This window comes from Herbiconiux sp. J20-20 (genome assembly GCF_057365085.1).
On the sequence record NZ_CP195122.1, the window covers coordinates 2,377,418 to 2,395,312 of the forward strand.

General features: G+C 69.6%; 19 protein-coding genes. 14 read left to right on the forward strand and 5 right to left on the reverse strand.

Annotated features, from left to right (window positions below; genetic code table 11):
• The first annotated feature begins 90 nt into the window (after window positions 1–90).
• Complete coding sequence (locus ACR3ZA_RS11495; RefSeq protein WP_473662085.1) at window positions 91–2,358, forward strand: polyribonucleotide nucleotidyltransferase; 2,268 nt, start codon at window positions 91–93, stop codon at window positions 2,356–2,358.
• Window positions 2,359–2,428: 70 nt separating this feature from the next.
• Here the strand turns inward: ACR3ZA_RS11495 and ACR3ZA_RS11500 are convergent, their stop codons facing one another.
• Entirely contained in the window at window positions 2,429–2,770 is a 342-nt protein-coding gene (locus tag ACR3ZA_RS11500; RefSeq protein WP_473662086.1) for a hypothetical protein, read from the reverse strand.
• A 232-nt stretch (window positions 2,771–3,002) separates the two neighbouring features.
• Here ACR3ZA_RS11500 and ACR3ZA_RS11505 point away from each other — a divergent pair, with 232 nt between their 5' ends.
• Window positions 3,003–4,010, forward strand: a complete 1,008-nt coding sequence (locus ACR3ZA_RS11505) for an aldo/keto reductase (RefSeq protein ID WP_473662087.1) — start codon at window positions 3,003–3,005, stop codon at window positions 4,008–4,010.
• 18 nt (window positions 4,011–4,028) lie between these two features.
• On the opposite strand, the gene ACR3ZA_RS11510 is transcribed toward ACR3ZA_RS11505, so the two are convergent.
• Window positions 4,029–4,631 carry a TetR family transcriptional regulator gene (locus ACR3ZA_RS11510; protein WP_473662088.1) on the reverse strand — a complete coding sequence of 201 codons (603 nt, stop codon included), beginning with the start codon at window positions 4,629–4,631 and terminating at the stop codon, window positions 4,029–4,031.
• A 277-nt stretch (window positions 4,632–4,908) separates the two neighbouring features.
• On the opposite strand from ACR3ZA_RS11510, the gene ACR3ZA_RS11515 reads away from it, so the two are divergent.
• Complete coding sequence (locus ACR3ZA_RS11515; protein ID WP_473662089.1) at window positions 4,909–6,279, forward strand: insulinase family protein; 1,371 nt, start codon at window positions 4,909–4,911, stop codon at window positions 6,277–6,279.
• Window positions 6,280–6,295: 16 nt separating this feature from the next.
• On the forward strand, window positions 6,296–6,898 hold the full coding sequence (locus tag ACR3ZA_RS11520) for a histidine phosphatase family protein (RefSeq protein ID WP_473662090.1): 603 nt from the start codon (window positions 6,296–6,298) through the stop codon (window positions 6,896–6,898).
• Between the two features lie 18 nt (window positions 6,899–6,916).
• Here the strand turns inward: ACR3ZA_RS11520 and ACR3ZA_RS11525 are convergent, their stop codons facing one another.
• Window positions 6,917–7,390, reverse strand: coding sequence for a GNAT family N-acetyltransferase (locus ACR3ZA_RS11525; protein WP_473662091.1), 474 nt, complete (start codon window positions 7,388–7,390; stop codon window positions 6,917–6,919).
• 53 nt (window positions 7,391–7,443) lie between these two features.
• Between ACR3ZA_RS11525 and dapB the strand changes: the two genes are divergently transcribed.
• Together dapB and ACR3ZA_RS11535 are read left to right on the forward strand one after the other, a co-directional pair.
• Window positions 7,444–8,193, forward strand: coding sequence for a 4-hydroxy-tetrahydrodipicolinate reductase (dapB, locus tag ACR3ZA_RS11530; RefSeq protein ID WP_473662092.1), 750 nt, complete (start codon window positions 7,444–7,446; stop codon window positions 8,191–8,193).
• Between the two features lie 4 nt (window positions 8,194–8,197).
• A complete protein-coding gene (locus tag ACR3ZA_RS11535) occupies window positions 8,198–8,641 on the forward strand; it encodes a tetratricopeptide repeat protein (protein WP_473662093.1) in 444 nt (147 codons plus the stop codon).
• Here ACR3ZA_RS11535 and ACR3ZA_RS11540 read toward each other — a convergent pair.
• Both ACR3ZA_RS11540 and ACR3ZA_RS11545 read right to left on the reverse strand, forming a co-directional pair.
• Window positions 8,616–9,596: a TIGR01777 family oxidoreductase gene (locus tag ACR3ZA_RS11540; protein WP_473662244.1), complete on the reverse strand. Its 981-nt coding sequence runs from the start codon at window positions 9,594–9,596 to the stop codon at window positions 8,616–8,618. The genes ACR3ZA_RS11535 and ACR3ZA_RS11540 overlap by 26 nt on opposite strands.
• The gene (locus tag ACR3ZA_RS11545; RefSeq protein ID WP_473555097.1) at window positions 9,536–9,961 is read right to left on the reverse strand and encodes an OsmC family peroxiredoxin; all 426 of its coding nucleotides are present in this window, start codon (window positions 9,959–9,961) and stop codon (window positions 9,536–9,538) included. The genes ACR3ZA_RS11540 and ACR3ZA_RS11545 overlap by 61 nt, the downstream gene beginning before the upstream one ends.
• Before the next feature lie 50 nt (window positions 9,962–10,011).
• Between ACR3ZA_RS11545 and ACR3ZA_RS11550 the strand changes: the two genes are divergently transcribed.
• The 8 genes from ACR3ZA_RS11550 to ACR3ZA_RS11585 all read left to right on the forward strand — a co-directional run bounded on the left by ACR3ZA_RS11550 (window position 10,012) and on the right by ACR3ZA_RS11585 (window position 17,882).
• The gene (locus tag ACR3ZA_RS11550) at window positions 10,012–10,818 is read left to right on the forward strand and encodes a thymidylate synthase (RefSeq protein ID WP_473662094.1); all 807 of its coding nucleotides are present in this window, start codon (window positions 10,012–10,014) and stop codon (window positions 10,816–10,818) included.
• On the forward strand, window positions 10,815–11,327 hold the full coding sequence (locus ACR3ZA_RS11555; RefSeq protein WP_473662095.1) for a dihydrofolate reductase: 513 nt from the start codon (window positions 10,815–10,817) through the stop codon (window positions 11,325–11,327). The genes ACR3ZA_RS11550 and ACR3ZA_RS11555 overlap by 4 nt, the downstream gene beginning before the upstream one ends.
• Before the next feature lie 10 nt (window positions 11,328–11,337).
• On the forward strand, window positions 11,338–12,315 hold the full coding sequence (dapA, locus tag ACR3ZA_RS11560; protein ID WP_473662096.1) for a 4-hydroxy-tetrahydrodipicolinate synthase: 978 nt from the start codon (window positions 11,338–11,340) through the stop codon (window positions 12,313–12,315).
• Between the two features lie 116 nt (window positions 12,316–12,431).
• Window positions 12,432–14,018: an RNase J family beta-CASP ribonuclease gene (locus ACR3ZA_RS11565; protein ID WP_473662245.1), complete on the forward strand. Its 1,587-nt coding sequence runs from the start codon at window positions 12,432–12,434 to the stop codon at window positions 14,016–14,018.
• Between the two features lie 56 nt (window positions 14,019–14,074).
• Complete coding sequence (locus ACR3ZA_RS11570) at window positions 14,075–14,794, forward strand: hypothetical protein (protein ID WP_473662097.1); 720 nt, start codon at window positions 14,075–14,077, stop codon at window positions 14,792–14,794.
• A 126-nt stretch (window positions 14,795–14,920) separates the two neighbouring features.
• On the forward strand, window positions 14,921–15,931 hold the full coding sequence (locus ACR3ZA_RS11575) for an efflux RND transporter periplasmic adaptor subunit (protein ID WP_473662098.1): 1,011 nt from the start codon (window positions 14,921–14,923) through the stop codon (window positions 15,929–15,931).
• The gene (locus ACR3ZA_RS11580) at window positions 15,931–16,656 is read left to right on the forward strand and encodes an ATP-binding cassette domain-containing protein (protein WP_473662099.1); all 726 of its coding nucleotides are present in this window, start codon (window positions 15,931–15,933) and stop codon (window positions 16,654–16,656) included. Before ACR3ZA_RS11575 ends, ACR3ZA_RS11580 begins: the two co-directional genes overlap by 1 nt.
• Window positions 16,653–17,882 carry an FtsX-like permease family protein gene (locus ACR3ZA_RS11585; RefSeq protein ID WP_473662100.1) on the forward strand — a complete coding sequence of 410 codons (1,230 nt, stop codon included), beginning with the start codon at window positions 16,653–16,655 and terminating at the stop codon, window positions 17,880–17,882. The genes ACR3ZA_RS11580 and ACR3ZA_RS11585 overlap by 4 nt, the downstream gene beginning before the upstream one ends.
• Window positions 17,883–17,895 lie beyond the last annotated feature (13 nt).

A 17,895-nucleotide genomic window follows, 5' to 3' on the forward strand; every position in this document is an offset into this window, starting at 1 on the left:
CCCGGCGGCATTCGCCGGTTCCCTTCCTGCCTACTCCTGCTCCTTCGCGAGAAACGCCATGCCGGATGCATGGCAGCTAAGGAGAGGCCCATGGAGGGTCCCGAAATCAAGTTCGCCGAAACCGTTCTCGACAACGGCAAGTTCGGCACGCGCACCGTCCGGTTCGAAACCGGTCGCCTCGCGCAGCAGGCCCAGGGCGCGGTCGCCGCGTACCTCGACGAGGACACCATGATCCTCAGCGCCACCAGCGCGGGCAAGCACCCGCGCGACGGCTTCGACTTCTTCCCCCTCACGGTGGATGTCGAAGAGCGCTCCTACGCGGCCGGCAAGATCCCCGGTTCGTTCTTCCGTCGCGAGGGTCGCCCCTCGACCGAGGCGATCCTGGTCTGCCGTCTGATCGACCGTCCGCTGCGCCCGACCTTCGTCGAGGGTCTGCGCAACGAGGTCCAGATCGTCATCACGGTGCTCAGCATCGCGCCCGACGAGTTCTACGACGCCCTCGCCATCAACGCCGCGAGCGCCTCGACCCAGATCTCGGGCCTGCCGTTCTACGGACCGGTCGCCGGCATCCGCATGGCGCTCATCGGCGACCAGTGGGTCGCCTTCCCGAAGCACAGCCAGCTCGCCGAGGCCGTCTTCGACCTCACCGTCGCCGGCCGCCTCGTCACCGACGAGAACGGCAACGAGGACGTCGCGATCATGATGGTCGAGGCCGAGGCCACCGAGGGAAGCTGGGAGCTCATCCGCGGCGGCGCGACCAAGCCCGACGAGGCCGTCGTCGCCCAGGGCCTCGAGGCCGCCAAGCCGTTCCTGCGTCAGCTCGCGAAGGCTCAGGCCGAGCTCGCCGCGCAGTCGGCCAAGGAGATCCAGGACTACCCGCTGTTCCCGCCCTACTCGGACGAGGCCTACAACGCGGTCGCCGAGATCGCCTACGACGACCTCAAGACGGTCTACCAGATCGCCGACAAGCAGGAGCGTCAGAAGGCCGACGACGAGCTCAAGGAGCGCGTCAAGACCGCGATCAACGAGAAGGTCGACGCCGGTCAGCTCAGCGGCGACGTGCCGCCGATGGTCAGCGCCGCCTACAAGTCGGTCAGCAAGAAGGTCATGCGCACCCGCGTGCTGACCGAGGGCATCCGCATCGACGGCCGCGGCCTGACCGACATCCGGGCGCTCGACGCCGAGGTGCAGGTCATCCCGCGCGTTCACGGCTCGGCGATCTTCCAGCGCGGCGAGACCCAGATCCTGGGTGTCACCACGCTGAACATGCTCAAGATGGAGCAGCAGATCGACTCGCTGAACCCCGTCACCAAGAAGCGCTACCTGCACCACTACAACTTCCCGCCCTACTCGACCGGTGAGACCGGCCGTGTGGGAAGCCCGAAGCGTCGCGAGATCGGGCACGGCTTCCTCGCCGAGCGCGCCCTCGTGCCGGTGCTGCCGCCGCGTGAGGAGTTCCCCTACGCGATCCGTCAGGTGTCCGAGGCTCTCGGCTCCAACGGCTCGACGTCGATGGGCTCGGTGTGCGCCTCGACCCTGTCGCTGCTGAACGCCGGTGTGCCGCTCAAGGCCCCCGTCGCCGGTATCGCGATGGGCCTCATCTCGGACGAGGTCGACGGCGAGACCCGCTACGCGGCCCTCACCGACATCCTCGGTGCCGAAGACGCGCTCGGCGACATGGACTTCAAGGTCGCCGGCACGAGCGAGTTCGTCACGGCGATCCAGCTCGACACCAAGCTCGCGGGTCTGCCCTCGAGCGTGCTCGACGGTGCGCTCAAGCAGGCCAAGGAGGCCCGCACGGCCATCCTCGCGGTCATCAACCAGGCGATCGACGCCCCCGACGAGATGGCGCCGACCGCGCCGCGCGTCATCAGCGTCAACATCCCGGTCGACAAGATCGGCGAGCTGATCGGCCCCAAGGGCAAGACGATCAACGCGATCCAGGACGAGACCGGCGCCGACATCTCGATCGAGGAAGACGGCACCGTGTACATCGGCGCCGTCGACGGTCCCTCGGCCGAGGCGGCCCGCGCGCAGGTCCTCGCGATCGGCAACCCGCTGCAGCCCGAGGTCGGCGAGCGCTACCTGGGAACGGTCGTCAAGATCGCGACCTTCGGTGCCTTCGTGTCGCTGACCCCCGGCAAGGACGGCCTGCTGCACATCAGCGAGGTGCGCAAGCTCGCCGGCGGCAAGCGCGTCGAGAACGTCGAAGACGTGCTCGGCGTCGGCCAGAAGATCCAGGTGGAGATCACCAAGATCGACGACCGCGGAAAGCTCTCGCTCGCCCCGGTGGTCGACGAGGCCGCGGGTGACGACAGCGCCGCTGCTGAGAGCCCGGAGGCTCCGGTCGAGGGCTGATCCTTCGTCTCACGGCAAGGCCCGTTCCGCTTCGGCGGGGCGGGCCTTGTTCCGTTTCCGCGGACGGCGCTCAGCCGATCGAGGCGATCAGGCCGGTCGCGAAGACGATGACGCCCGCCGCGTTGGCCGCGACGAGCAGCGGCAGTCGCATTCCGCCGCGCACGAACGCGGCGACCAGCACGATGGCCGCGAGCACGGTCATCAAGGCGACGGCGCTCGCCATGGCTGTCACGCTGGAGACCCCGGAGACGCACCCACGCTCGATGGCGTCGGCCACGCAGCTCGTCCATCGTGGGCGCAGGTGCCAGAGCGTCGCGATCGCGCCCGCCGTGCCGACCGTCGAGAGAGCCACCCACGCGGCGACGGCGGCACCCCGGCGGGAGCGCGACGCGGTGCGCGTGGATTCGGTCATCACGCATCCACGGTGCCACCTGCGACGCCGGGGCGGCGCATTCGCAGGCACAGGCACAGGGAACTCAAGGCGCGATTCAAGCCGCCAGCGAGCGCCGCGCCGTAACGATTCGGCCACTTGGCGCCGCGGATGCGGTCGTGAGAGTTACTCTGAGCGCATTGCGTCGCTCGAGGCCCCCCGACGTGGCGCGTCGCGAACCACACCGTGCCTCGAGTTCGAGGAGGTGCCGGGAGTGAAGCGACACGAGCAGACCAGCACGGTCTCTCCGGCTCCGACCCTGGGCACGAACGAGACCGCGGTCGTCGTCGACGGGGTCGTCTCGGTGCGTCGGGCGATCGCGAGTTCCGGCCTCCGCGTCTTTCCGGTCGCCCTCGGCGGCAACGTCTTCGGCTGGACGGCGGACGCCGAGGAGACGGAGCGCATCCTCGACCGCTACACGCACTTCGGCGGCAACTTCATCGACACCGCGGACTCGTATGCGGGTGGACGCAGCGAGATCATGATCGGCAACTGGATGCGGTTCCGTCGCAACCGCGATGATCTGGTGGTCGCCACCAAGGTCGGCAAGGGGGCGGATCATCCCGGGGTCACGGCGCGGGCGATCTCGGCCGCCGTCGAGGACTCGCTGCGGCGGCTGCGCACCGACCGCATCGACCTGCTCTACCTGCACATCGATGACCCGGAGGTTCCGTTCGAGCAGACGCTGCTGGCCGTCGACGAGCTCATTCGAGCCGGCAAGGTGCAGGCGTTCGGCGCCTCCGATCATGCCGGGAACCGCTTGGTGGAGGCGCGCATCGCCTCGGCGCAACTGGGCGTCGCCCGCATGGTCGCGGTGCAGAACCAGTACAACCTGATGCACCGCCGACAGCACGAGCAGGAGGTCGCCCGCGTCGCGCGTGATCTCGAGCTCGCGGTGATGCCGCGATTCGCGCTCGCGAGCGGGTTCCTCACCGGCAAGTACCGGTCGCGGGCCGATGTGGCTCGCTCGGACCGTCGCGGCGAGGTCGCCGAGTACCTCACCCGGACGGGTCTGCGCGTGCTGGCGGCGCTCGACAAGGTCGCGGGCGAGCAGGAGTCCACGCCCGCGGCGGTGTCACTCGCCTGGCTGCTGAGCAAGCCGAACGTGGTCGCGCCGGTCGTCTCGGCGAGTCGCGCCGAGCACGTGGATGACTTCGCGGCGGCGTCGAGGCTTCGCCTCAGTCGCCATCAGCTCCTCGACCTCGATCGGGCGAGCTCGTAGCTCCGGGTCGGGACCGCGTCAGACGGGAACGGCCGCCGAGGTCAACACGCATTGGAAGATCCGCTGCAGGGCACCGCGCGCACTCGCGGGGTCGCCCGCGTAGCCGCCGAGCAGGGCGCCGTCGCGCGCGAGCATCAGGTCTTCCGCACCGTTGCGCGGCTCGGGGTGGCCCAGCTGTGTCAGCAGCGACTCGAAAAGGTCGTGGAGCCAGGCGCGGTGGACGCCGACACTGACTCGGACCGGGTGCTCGCTCTCCGGGTACTCGACGGCGGCGGACAGGAATGCACACCCGCGCAGAGCCGGGTTGCCGACGTCCGCGGCGGTCCAATCGCGCAGCGCGTTCAGCGCGTCGGCGGGATCGGAGATCGCGCTCAGGCGCAGCGCGACGTCGAGTGCGATTCGGCGGTGCCGATCGGCGAGGTAATCCAGGACGAGGCGGTCCTTCGCCCGGAAGTGCTTGTAGAACGTCGCCTTGGTGACGTGCGACTCTTCGATGAGCCAGTCGACCCCGACGGCGCGAATCCCCTCGCGGGTGAACAGCACGTCGGCGGTCTCGAGAATGCGCTGCTTGGCCGGGGCCAGCGGGCGCTGATCGAGTTTTTCGGGTACGGGAACGAACATGACAGCGACTCCTCGGGCGGGTTCTGTCGGGACGCCGTTGTCGTCGTCGACGCCGGTGTCCGGGCGGTGGATGGTCTGGGTCAGACCTCGGGTTGATGCAGGTGCTATTCAGTTGTCAGGGATGAGGGTGCATCCCGAGGCATGGCGGTAGGGCGCCGCCTGTCTCTGAATTCGAGCGTACGCCTGGTTTCGCGAAAGGGCCAGGCATTTGTGGAATTCTCAGGTCAGCGTGTCGCGGGGCGTCATCGTCTCGAACGGATGACGTAGGCTCGCGGTGATGAATGGCGCAGTGCGGCTCCCGCTGGAAACTCCCGAACTCGAGATCCTCGCCTCCGGGTCGACCCGGGTCCGCCGCACCCTCCTTCCGAACGGCGCGCGCATCCTCAGCGAGCAGGTCCCCGGAGCGCAGAGCGCCACCGTCGGATTCTGGGTCGCGGTCGGATCTCGCGACGAGGAGCCCGTCACCTACGGTGCCACCCACTTCCTCGAGCACCTGCTCTTCAAAGGCACCCCGACGCGCTCCGCTCTCGACATCGCGGTCGCCTTCGACTCGGTCGGCGGCGAGCACAACGCCCTCACCGCGAAGGAGCACACCTGCTACTACGCGAAGGTGCGCGACGTCGATGTGCCGATGGCGATCGACGTCTTGGCCGACATGTTCACCTCCTCGGTGCTCGAGTCCGGGGAGTTCGAGAGCGAGCGCGGCGTGATTCTCGAAGAGCTCGCGATGGCCGATGACGACCCGGGCGACGTCGCCGGCGAGAGGATCTTCGAAGCGGTCTTCGGCGACCATCCCCTCGGTCGACCGATCGGCGGCAACCCGGCGTCGATCGGGGCCGTCAGCCGCGACGCGGTGTGGGCGCACTACCAGCGGAACTACCGTCCGCAGGACCTGGTCGTGACGGTGGCCGGTGCCATCGACCACGACGAACTGGTGAGTGCGACCATCGCAGCGCTGGACCGCGCCGGCTGGTCGAGCGATGCGCCGGCCGCGCCGGTGCCTCGGCGCAGCGACGTCGCTCACCCGGCGGCGCCCCTGGATTCGGGCGTCGGCGGGGTGAGCCGCCTCGTCATCCGACCGCTCGAACAGGTCAACCTGATGCTCGGCGTTCCCGGAATCTCCGCGGTCGATGCGCGGCGCCCTGCCCTGGCGATCCTGAATTCCGTGCTCGGTGGCGGCATGTCGTCACGCCTGTTCCAGGAGATCCGCGAGGAGCGCGGCCTGGCCTACTCCGTCTACTCCTTCTCCTCCGGCTACTCCGACGGCGGGCTTTTCGGCCTGTACGCCGGGTGCTCGCCCGCCCGCGCCGGCGAGGTCGCCGAGCTCATGCTCGCCGAGTTCCGCAAGCTCGCCGACGAGGGCATCAGCGAGGACGAGCTGCGGCGCGCCCGCGGCCAGCTCGGCGGAGCCTCCGCACTCGCGCTCGAGGACTCCGACGCGCGCATGTCGCGCCTGGGCCGCAGCGAGCTGACGCTGGGGGAGTTCGCGGACCTCGACGAGACGCTCGTGCGACTCGGCGCGGTCACCCGCGACGAGGTGCGCGACCTGGCTGCCGAGCTGGTCGCCGGCCCGCTCTCCATCGCCGCCGTCGGCGCGGTGCAGCCTGACACGTTCACGAAGCTCGACGTCGAGCCGACTGCTGCCTGATCCGGGGGATCCTTCGATGTCGCGATATCTGTACCTGGTGCGCCACGGCGAACAGCTGGACGCCGAGCACGGTCTGCCCGACGGCCCGCTGAGCCCCCGCGGGGTTCGCCAGGCCGAGGCGATCGCCGATCGGCTGAGCGGGGTGCCGTTCGACGCGGCCTGGACCTCGCCGCTCGAGCGTGCGCAGGAGACGGCCCAGATCATCGGCTCCCGCATGCCCGCCGTGCAGATCCAGCCGCACATGCTCCTGATGGACTGCATTCCGTCCGGGCCGACACCGGACCTTCCCCACGGCTTCGAGGCCTTCTTCGGCGGCGTCACGGACGAGCAGATCGCCGCCGGCGAGGCGCAGATGACCGACGCCACCGCCGAGTGGATCGCGCCCGCCCGGGAGGACCGCCACGAGCTGCTCATCACGCACAACTTCGTCATCGGCTGGTTCGTGCGCGAGACCTTCGGTGCGGCACCGTGGCGCTGGCTTGGAGTGAACCAGGCCAACTGCGGGCTCACGATCATTCGGGTGCGCTCCGCTAAGCCTGCGGTGCTGGTCACGCACAACGATCTCGGACACCTTCCGCCCGAGCTGCGCACCGGTCTCTCGGTCGAACAGCCCTACTGAGTCCGCCGCGGCGGGCAGCTACAGCGGCTTCGCGAACCAGTGGGTCGCGTTGGGGTTGTCGTTGTACGGCGCCGTCTCGAGGTAGCCCGCCGAGCGGTACAGCTGCTGCGCGGCGGTCAGACTCTGGTTCGTGTCCAGCACCGCGGTGCGGGCGCCGAGTTCGCGCCCGGCCTCCTCGAGGGCGAGCAGGAGGGAACGGCCCGCGCCGAGGCCGCGCGCATGCTCGCGGATCCACAGATGCTTGATCTCGGCTCGCTCGGCGTCGAGCAGCCGGATGCCGCCGCAGCCGAGCACACGCGGCTCAGCCTCCGTCGACGTCTCGGTCACCACGAAGAACACGCCGGCCGGCGGCAGGAACGCAGCGGTGTCGGGGAACACGACCCGGTACCCCTCGGGGCGGGAGATGAAACCCAGCTGACGACTCGTGAAGTACTCGGTGAGCAGCTCGCGAGCGAGCGGGTCATCGGTTCGGGTGGGCACGAACTGCAGCACCTGCACAGGCTACGCCGACGAGCCCGACCGCCGCGGGTCGCTACCATGACCTCATGGTCACACGTGTCGCGATCGTCGGAGCCTCGGGTCGCATGGGAAGGCTCACGACACGACTCGTCGAGCAGGAGCCCGAGTTCGAGGTGCACGCGCTCGTCGGATCGCGCGACCCGATCGAGCTCATCGACGGCGCCGATCTCGTCGTCGACCTGACGATTCCCTCAGTCTCGGCGAGCGTGGTGGATGCCGCGCTCGAGCGGGGCATCCCCGTCCTGGTGGGCACCTCGGGCTGGAGCGCGGACCGCATCGACGCGCTTCGCGCCAAGCTGCGCACGCTGCCCGAGGCGGCCGTCGTGATCGTGCCCAACTTCTCGCTCGGCTCCGCCGTCGCGACCTGGCTCGCGACGCTCGCGGCCCCGCACTTCGACTCGATCGAGATCGTCGAGAGCCATCACGCCGAAAAGGTCGATTCGCCCTCCGGCACCGCCGTCCGCACGGCCGAGCTGATCGGGGTGGCGCGCGCGGACTGCGGTCCGGTGCTGGCGCCCCACAACGATCAGCGCGCGCGGGGCCAGCAGGTCGCGAGTGTGCCCATCCACAGCCTCCGCATGGACGGCGTCCTCGCCGAGCAGGAGGTGCGCTTCGGCGGCACCGGCGAGACGGTGCGGATCAGCCACCAGACGCTCTCCGACTCCTCCTATGAGGCGGGCATTCTGGTCAGCCTGCGCGCGGCGCGCGAGCACACCGGTCTGACCGTCGGACTCGACAAGCTGCTCGGCCTCGGCGCGCCGCGGCGGAGGAGCTGAGCCGATGACGACCCGCATCGGCGTCGTCGTGATGGGGGCGCTGCTCGCCCTCTACCTGGTCTTCGCCATCCGCTACGGCGTGCTCATGATCGGCCTCGACGGCATTGTTCCGGTCGCGATCGGCATCGCCCTGCTCGTGCTTCCGCTGCTGGCGGCGGGCACCATCGTGGCCGAGGTGGTGTTCGGCGTGCGCGCCGAACGGCTCGCCCGACGACTCGAGGCGGAGGGCGGTCTGCCGAGCGACGCACTTCCGGTCGCGGCGAGCGGGCGCGTCGATCGCTCCGCCGCCCAGGCGGTCTTCCCGACCTACCAGCAGGCGGTCGAGGCGGAGCCGAGCGACTGGCGCGCCTGGTACCGGCTCGCGCTCGCCTACGACGCGAGCGGCGACCGCCGCCGCGCGCGCTGGGCGACGCGCACCGCGATCAGGCTCGAGCGCGACGCTCGCTGAACGCGGCGGCGACCGCGTCCTCGATGCGCGGATGCGTCCACTCGAAGCCGTCGGCGGCGAGCCGCTCCGGAATCACCTTCGCGCTATCGAGCAGCAGATGCTGACCGGCTTCGCCGAGCAGCAGCCGGATCGCCCACTCCGGGGCGCGGAGCAAGTACCAGCGATGCGCCTCGCGGGCGATCGTCGCCGCCACCCGATCGAAGGTCGCGGGCACCGGGCCGACGAGGTTGACGGGCCCGTCAAGCGGTGAGCGCAGCAGGTGGATGAGCGCCGCCGCCTCGTCGTGGCGGCTGATCCAGCTCCAGTGCTGGCCTCCGGTGCCGAATCGGGTGGCGAGTCCCAGCCGCGTGAACAGCGCCAGCGGGGTGAGGGCCCCGCCGCCGGCCCCGACTACGGCGGCGCTGCGCGCCTGCACCACCCGCGTGGCCTTCGGGGCGAGGGTGGCGGCCTGCTCCCATTCGGCGACCAGGTCGCAGAGGAACCCCTCGCCGGCGCTCGAGGTCTCCGTCAGGCGTTCGCCGGGGCGATCCCCGTAGTAGCCGACCGCCGAGGCGCTGATGAAGACGCGCGGGGGAGTGCGGGCCATGCTCATCGCCTCGGTGAGGGTGCGCGTGGTGTCGATGCGCGACTGCCGCAGCACTTTGCGGTATCCCGGAGTCCAGGGGATGCGGCTGATCGAGGCGCCCGAGAGGTTGATGACCGCATCCACCTCGTCCATCACGCGATAGTCGATGGTGCGCGAGGCGGGCGCCCAGTTCACCTCGTCGTCGGCGCGCGGCTGACGTCGCACCAGTCGCCGCACCTCGTGGCCCTCGGCGCGCAGCTGACGGACGAGCTCGGTGCCGATGAACCCCGAGGCTCCCGAGACGAGGACGCGCAGAGGCGCTGACGCGCTCAGGCGAGACTCGCTTCGAGCGTGATCGGGATCCCGGTCAGGGCCTGCGAGACGGGGCAGTTCTGCTTGGCGCTCTCGGCGATCGCCTCGAACTGCTCCTCGCCGATGCCGGGGATCTTGGCGCTCACCAGCAGGTGCGAGCCGGTGATGCCCTCGCCGGGCTGGAAGGTGACCGCCGCGGTCACCTGGAGGCTCTCGGGAGGGAAGCCCGCCTTGGTGAGCTCGTTCGAGAAGGCCATCGAGAAGCAGGCCGAATGGGCCGCGCCCAGGAGCTCCTCGGGGTTGGTCTGCCCGGCGACGCCCTCGGAGCGGGCAGCCCAGGTCACCGGGAACTCGGCCGCGTCGGAGGAGTCCAGCGAGGTGGTCCCCGAGCCGCTCGTCAGATCGCCGAACCACAGGGTCGTGGCTTCGCTTGTCACCGTCATCGCATCCTCCTCGATCGGAAATCACTCTACGTCGGTTAGCATCGCACTCGATGAGCGCGATTCCGACACCCTATGAGGACCTTCTCCGCGAGACCCTGGAGTCGGGTGTTCACAAGTCCGATCGCACCGGGACGGGAACCCGCAGCGTCTTCGGGCGCCAGCTGCGGTTCGACCTTGCGGAAGGCTTCCCGCTCATCACGACGAAGCGTGTGCACTTCAAGTCGATCGCGGTCGAGCTGCTCTGGTTCCTCCGTGGCGAGTCCAACATCGCCTGGCTTCACGAGCACGGCGTCACCATCTGGGACGAGTGGGCCGACGAGGCCGGCGAGCTCGGTCCGGTCTACGGGGTGCAGTGGCGCTCTTGGCCCACCCCGAGCGGCGAGCAGATCGACCAGATCAGCGACGTGATCGAGCAGATCCGGGTCAACCCGGACTCGCGGCGCCTGATTGTCACCGCCTGGAACCCGGCCGACATCCCCACCATGGCGCTGGCGCCATGCCACGCGCTGTTCCAGTTCTACGTCGCCGAGGGCAAGCTCTCCTGCCAGCTCTACCAGCGCAGCGCCGACCTGTTCCTCGGCGTGCCGTTCAACATCGCGAGCTACGCGCTGCTGACCCATCTGGTGGCGGCGCAGACCGGGCTCGAGCTGGGCGACTTCGTCTGGACCGGCGGCGACTGCCACATCTACGACAACCACGTCGAGCAGGTCACCGAGCAGCTGAGCCGTGACCCGTTCCCGCTGCCGCGCCTGGAGCTCTCCACGCCGCGCGACAGCATCTTCGACTACCGCTTCGAGGACTTCACGGTGCACGACTACCAGCACCACCCGGCGATCCGGGCCGCCGTCGCCGTATGACCGCCACCGAGCTCGGGCTCATCTGGGCGCAGGCGCGCGGCGGCGTGATCGGGGCGGACGGGGGGATGCCCTGGCACCTCCCGGAGGATATGGCGCGCTTCAAGGCGCTCACCCTCGGCCACGCGGTCGTCATGGGGCGCAGGACCTGGGAGTCGATCCCGCCGCGGTTCCGTCCCCTCGTCGATCGGCGCAACATCGTGGTGACCCGCGACGAGACCTTCGTCGCTCCGGGCGCCGAGGTGGCGCACTCGGTCGAGGCCGCGCTGGCGCTCGCCGGCCCCGGCGCCTGGGTGATGGGCGGCGCGCAGCTCTACGCCGCCACGATCGCGCTCGCCGACCGGCTCGAGGTGACCGAGATCGACGTCGAGGTCGACGGCGACGCGCATGCGCCCGAGCTCGGACCGGAGTGGGCAGCGGTCGCCACCGCGCCCGAGGGCCCCGACGAATGGTGGGAATCGCTCACCGGGCTGCGCTACCGCTTTGTGAGCTACCGCCGCGCGGCCCGATAGCCTGTACTACGTGTCGACGCTTGAGAACCCCTTCGGTCAGGTGCTCGTCGCGCTCGTGACTCCGTTCACGGCCGACGGCGAAGTGCACTGGGACGACGTCGAGAAGCACATCGATTCGCTCATCTCGCAGGGCGCCGACGGCATCGTGGTCACCGGCACTACGGGGGAGACCAGCACGCTGACCGACCCCGAGAAGGTGCGCCTGGTCGAGGTCGCCAAGTCGGTGGCGGCCGGTCGCGCCAAGATCATCACGGGCGGCGGCTCGAACGAGACCGCGCATGCGATCGAGCTGTACAAGCACAGCGAGAAGGTCGGCGCCGACGGCATCATGATCGTCACGCCGTACTACAACAAGCCCACGCAAGCGGGCATCCTCACCCATTTCCGCATGGTCGCCGATGCCACCGATCTGCCGGTGATCCTCTACGACATCCCGGGTCGCACGGGCGTCGAGATCAAGTACGAGACGATCCTGCGCGCCGCCAAGCACCCGAACATCATGGCGATCAAGGATGCCAAGGGCGACTTCAGCGAGGTCAGCCGCGTGCTCAACCAGACCGACCTCCTCTACTTCTCCGGTGACGACGCCAACGTGCTGCCGCACCTGTCGATCGGCGCCGTGGGACTCATCGGCGTCACTGCCAACATCGCCCCGGCGTCGTACCGGACGATCGTCGATGCCGTCAACGGCAACGACCTGCGCACCGCGACCGAGGCGCATCGCGCCCTGGAGCCGCTCGTGCGCGCGACGATGACGCATGTGCCCGGCACCGTCGCAGCGAAGTACATCCTGCATGGCCTCGGCCGCATCTCGAGCCCGCGCGTGCGCCTGCCGCTCGTCGGACCCGAAGAGCACGAGGCAGCTCTCATCGAAGACGAGCTGGCGCTCGTCACCGGCATCGCGGGCGTCGACCCGTCCCGCTTCCGCCCCGACCGCAATGCGGCCGCGGGGGGAGCGTTGCCGAAAGTCGCGGGCACGACCCGCTAAACGCCGGGCTTCGGCCCGCAAGGAGAACAGTGAACCAGGTCTTCGACCCGCCGGCGCTTGAGCCCGGCACCCTTCGCGTCGTCCCGCTCGGCGGCCTCGGCGAGATCGGCCGCAACATGACGGTCTACGAGCTCGACGGCAAGCTGCTCATCGTCGACGCCGGCGTGCTCTTCCCCGAGGAGCACCAGCCCGGCGTCGACCTGATCCTTCCCGACTTCACCCCGATCCGGGACCGGCTCGACGACATCCTCGCGGTCGTGCTGACCCACGGTCACGAAGATCACATCGGCGCCGTGCCGTATCTGCTCAAGATGCGCAAGGACGTCCCCATCGTCGGCTCGCAGCTGACGCTGGCGCTCATCGAGGCGAAGCTCAAGGAGCACCGCATCGCGCCGTTCACGATGGCCGTCAAGGAGGGGCAGACCGAGAAGCTCGGTCCCTTCGAGCTCGAGTTCATCGCCGTCAACCACTCGATTCCGGATGCGCTCGCGATCGCGATCCGCACGAGCGCCGGGCTGGTGCTCCACACGGGCGACTTCAAGATGGATCAGCTGCCGCTGGACCGGCGCATCACCGACCTGCGCGCCTTCGCGCGGCTCGGCGAGGAGGGCGTCGACCTGTTCCTGCCCGACTCGACCAACGCGGACGTTCCCGGCTTCACGGCGCGTGAGCGCGACATCGGCCCGGTGCTCGAGAGCGTCATCTCGCGCGCCACGCGCCGCGTCATCGTCGCCAGCTTCTCCAGCCACGTGCACCGCGTGCAGCAGGTGCTCGACGCCGCCGCGCGCAGCGGTCGCCAGGTGGCCCTGGTCGGCCGCTCGATGGTGCGCAACATGGGGATCGCCGCCGAACTCGGCTACCTCAACGTGCCCGACAACGTGCTGATCGACCTGAAGAAGGCGCTCAACCTGCCCGACGACAAGGTCGTCTACATGAGCACCGGCTCGCAGGGCGAGCCGATGGCGGTGCTGGCGCGCATGGCGAGCCAGGATCACCGCATCGAGGTCGGCGAGGGCGACACCGTCATCCTCGCCTCGAGCCTCATCCCCGGCAACGAGAACGCCGTCTACCGGGTCATCAACGGCCTAATGAAGCTCGGCGCCAACGTCGTGCACAAGGGCAACGCCAAGGTGCACGTCTCGGGGCACGCCTCCGCGGGCGAGCTGACCTACTGCTACAACATCCTGACGCCGAAGAACGTGCTGCCGGTGCACGGCGAGACCCGCCACCTGCACGCCAATGCCGAGCTCGCGATCGAGTCCGGCGTCGAGCGGAAGAACACGGTGATCGGCGAGAACGGCATCGTCGTCGACCTGCGCGACGGCGAGATGACCGTCGTCGGCCAACTCGACCTCGGCTATGTCTACGTGGACGGGTCGACCGTCGGCGAGATCACCGACGCCGACCTCAAGGACCGTCGCATCCTCGCCGAGGAGGGCTTCATCTCGATCTTCGTCGCGATCGACGCCCAGACCGGGCAGGTCATCGTCGGGCCGGAGATCCAGGCGCGCGGCTTCGCCGAAGACGAGACCGTCTTCGACGACGTGCGACCGCAGATCATCAAGGCGCTCACCGAGGCCTCCGACAACGGGATGCGCGACGCGCACGGCTACAGCCAGGTGGTGCGGCGCACCGTCGGGCGCTGGGTGAACACGCAGCACCGCCGTCGCCCGATGATCGTTCCGGTCGTTATCGAAGCGTGAGCGACGGAGCGCCTCGGCGTGTTGGTGAGGGTGACTCGGGCGGGTTACCTTAAGCCATGCCTACCTCGCGCCGCCGCGCCGTCGTCCTGTCCTTCGCCGTCATCGGCGCCGTCCTGCTGTCCGGATGCGCGCCGGAGACCCCTGCCCCCGAGCCGACCGAGACGGTGATCGATGCCGCTCCGGTGGCGACCCCGACGCCGACCGAGACGCGGCCGATCGCGCCCGAAGACCTCGCGATCGGGCCCGACGGCATGAACGATCTGGTGCTCGGCCAGCCGGTCGACGACGACGCCGAGCTGGGGCTCGTGCACCTCGACCCGGCCGCCTGCACCGACGCCGAGACGGGCTTCGACGCCGGCATCGACCTCGGCGACCCGCTTGCGGCACTCTGGATCGCCAATGACCTGTATCGCGACGCGAGCGACTCGGCCTACTTCGGCGTCAACGTGCAGCCCGGCGGCGTCATCACGCGCATCGACCTGTTCACGTACCTGATCCCCACGACGAAGGGGGTGCGCATCGGCGACCCCGACACCGTGGTCTTCGCGGCCTACCCCGACGCGACGGTGATCGAGGGAGATCTGACCGATCTGGTGGTCGTCGAAGGCGAGGCCGGCAAGCTTCAGCTCGAGATCGCGCGTGAGAACGGCCTGTTCGATACCCCCTACTGGAACCCGGGCGAGGCCGACACGGTGCGCTACATCAATGCCTCCTACGGAAGCCAGACGTTCACCGTGGTGGCGAGCGGCAACATCGCCGGGGTCTGCCCGTTCTGACCTGACGACGAGATCGCGCGCAACGTTGGGTGTTGTGCGGACTGATCTCGTGGTGTGATGAGTTCTGTCCTGTGAGGGATCCTCGACGCGCGCGCGCCGAGGTGACGGCGGAGCAAGGAGCTACCGGTGGGGATCGCACGAACCTGGGTCTTTCCGATTCTGCGGCTGATCGTCCTGGTGGCGATCGGCGCGGCGCTGGTCAAGCTGGCGTTCTTCGCGGACACCGAGAGCGCCTCGGCTCCCGAGTTCCCGACCGGCGAGATCGTCGAACCGCAGATCCCGGTGTCGATCGGCACGATCAGCAACGACATCGTGCTCGACGGATCGATCGCCCCGGCGCCCGCGGTCTCGGTGGTGCCGAGCCTCTCCGGCGAAGTGCGCTCGGTGTCGGTGAAGGACGGTGACACGGTCAAGAAGGGGCAGGAGCTCGCGCAGGTGCGCGCTCTGGTCGTCAACTCGGACGGCAGCGACGGCGGCACGCGGTGGCTGGTGCTGAAGGCGGACGCGGCGGGGGTCGTCTCGGGATCGAGCCTGTTCTTCGGGGAGAGCGTCGCCGCGGGGGCGTCGGTGGCCAAGATCACCCCCGCCACCTTCGAGGTGAGCGCCACGATCCCGCCGGAGCAGCTGTACCGCCTGGTCGAGCAGCCGACTGAGGCGAGCGTCGCGATCAACGGCGGACCGGCCCCATTCGTGTGCCCGAAGCTGCGGATTCTGACCCCCACCGCCGATGACGCGGAGGGGGCGAGCGGATCCGCGACCACGGTGCGCTGCACCGTCCCGAAGGACGTGCGCGTCTTCGCGGGCCTGACCGCCCAGGTGACGATCGCCGGGGGCGTCGCCGAGAACGTGCTGACCCTGCCGATGACCGCCGTGCTCGGCGCCGCCGAAGCGGGACTGGTCTACGTCGTGCTCCCGGACGGGACGACCGAGGAGCGCGCGGTGACGCTCGGGCTCAACGACGGGATCTCGGTCGAGATCGTCGACGGTCTCGTCGAAGGGGAGATGGTGCTCCAGTTCATTCCCGGCGCGTCCGGGGGCGACGGCATCCCCATCGACGGCGGTGGGGTCATCATCGACGGTGACTGCCGCCCGGTCATCGATCCCGACAGCGGCGAGGTCATCGGCGAGGACTGCTGATGCCGCTGCTGCGACTCCGCGGCGTCACCCGCACGGTCACGCTGCCCGACGGGCCTCCGCTCGAAATTCTGCGCGGCGTCGACCTCGACATCGAGGTCGGCGACCACGTGAGCATCGTCGGCCGCTCCGGAAGCGGCAAGTCGACGCTGCTCAACATCCTCGGCCTGATCGACTCGCCGACCAGCGGCCTCGTCGAGGTCGATGACACCCCGCTGGAGCGATTGAGCTCCGGAGCGCGCGATCGACGTCGCGGCCGCGACATCGGCTTCATCTTCCAGCAGTTCAATCTGCTCCCGGGGCGGACCGCGCTCGAGAACGTGATGACGCCGCTGCTGTACGCGACGGGGCGCCAGTTCTGGCAGCGGCAGCGGCTCGCCACCGAGATGCTCGACCGCGTCGGGCTGGCCGCGCGCCTCGCCTCCACCCCCGACCAGCTCTCCGGCGGGGAGCAGCAGCGCGTCGCGATCGCGCGCGCCCTGGTTCGCGGTCCGCGGGTCATCCTCGCCGACGAGCCGACCGGCGCGCTCGACGTCGAGACGGGAGCGGCGGTGATGGAGCTTCTCGACTCGGTGGCCGAGTCGTCGGGAGCGGCCCTCATCACGATCACGCACGATCCCCACGTCGCGGCCCTCGCGCGTCGGCACTACCGGCTCGACCAGGGCGTGCTGGCCCCCGTCGACGCGGATCGGGTGGCGGCGCTCGCCGCCGGGGGTGTCACGCTGTGACGCGGTGGTGGACGGGCCTCGTCGGCTCGGTGGTCGAGGCCTGGTCGGAGCTGCGCATCCATCGCACGCGGGTGCTGATGAGCCTGATCGGCGTCGGGGTCGCGGTCGCCGCCCTGACCACCGTCGTCGCCGGCGGTGCGATCGTCGAGCAGTCGCAGATCGAGCAGTACGAGCGCTCGAGCGGGCGTCCGGCGCTCGTGACGGTGACGGCGTACGACCCGGAATCCGGCGGAGCCCCCGACGCGGAAGCGCTTGGCGCGGCCTTCTCGACGGCATCACAGCGGTACTCGATCGACTGGACCAGCCGCGTCTACAACTCGGGCACGCGCGTGCAGACGCTCTACGGAGTGGTCGACAGCAGCCTGATCCTGGTGGACGCCGACTACGGCACGATGCACCGCGTCGCCCTCGCCGAGGGGGACTGGTTCACCGAGCGCGACGAGCTGCGACTCGCTCCCGCGGTGATCATCAACGAGTACCTCTGGAACCAGCTGGGCGCGCCGCCGCTGGCAACCCATCCGACCATCGAGCTGCTCTCGGGCGAGCAGCCCACCGTCGGTGTCGTGGTCGGGATCACGCCGTCGTCGATCTACGACACCTGGCCGATGGTCACCGCGCTGTACTCATCGGTCGATCTGCTGGTGCCGAACTCGGAGCGGCAGTACGCCAGCCCGAGTCTCGAGATGTGGGTTCCGCCCGAGCTCGCCGAGCCGCTGCAGGAGGCGGTCCGGCGCGACATCGCCGGCGCACTCGGCGAGGGCGTCCAGGTGGACGCGTACCGCCAGGACTACCAGACCTGGGGAGATGGCCAGGATCCGTTCCTCATGCTCAAGCTGATGATCGGCGGAGTCGCGGTGCTGATCCTGCTGCTCGGCGCGCTCGGCCTGCTGAACATCGCCCTCGTCACCGTCAAGCACCGGATCCGCGAGATCGGCATCCGGCGCAGCTTCGGCGCCACGGCGGGTCGCGTGTTCTTCTCGGTGATGATGGAATCCGTCGTCGCGACGACCGTGGCCGGCATCGCCGGGGTCGCGTTGAGCATTCTGGTGCTGAAGAACCCGCTCACCGCCGAGTACGTCTTCGCCTACGTCGAAGACGTGCCGCCGTTCCCGGTGGACGCGGCGCTGATCGGCCTGGCGACCGCGGTCGGGGTCGGCGCGCTCGCCGGGTTGTTCCCCGCGCTGGTCGCCGTGCGGGTGAAGGTGATCGACGCGATCCGGTACTGAGCGGGGCCCGCAC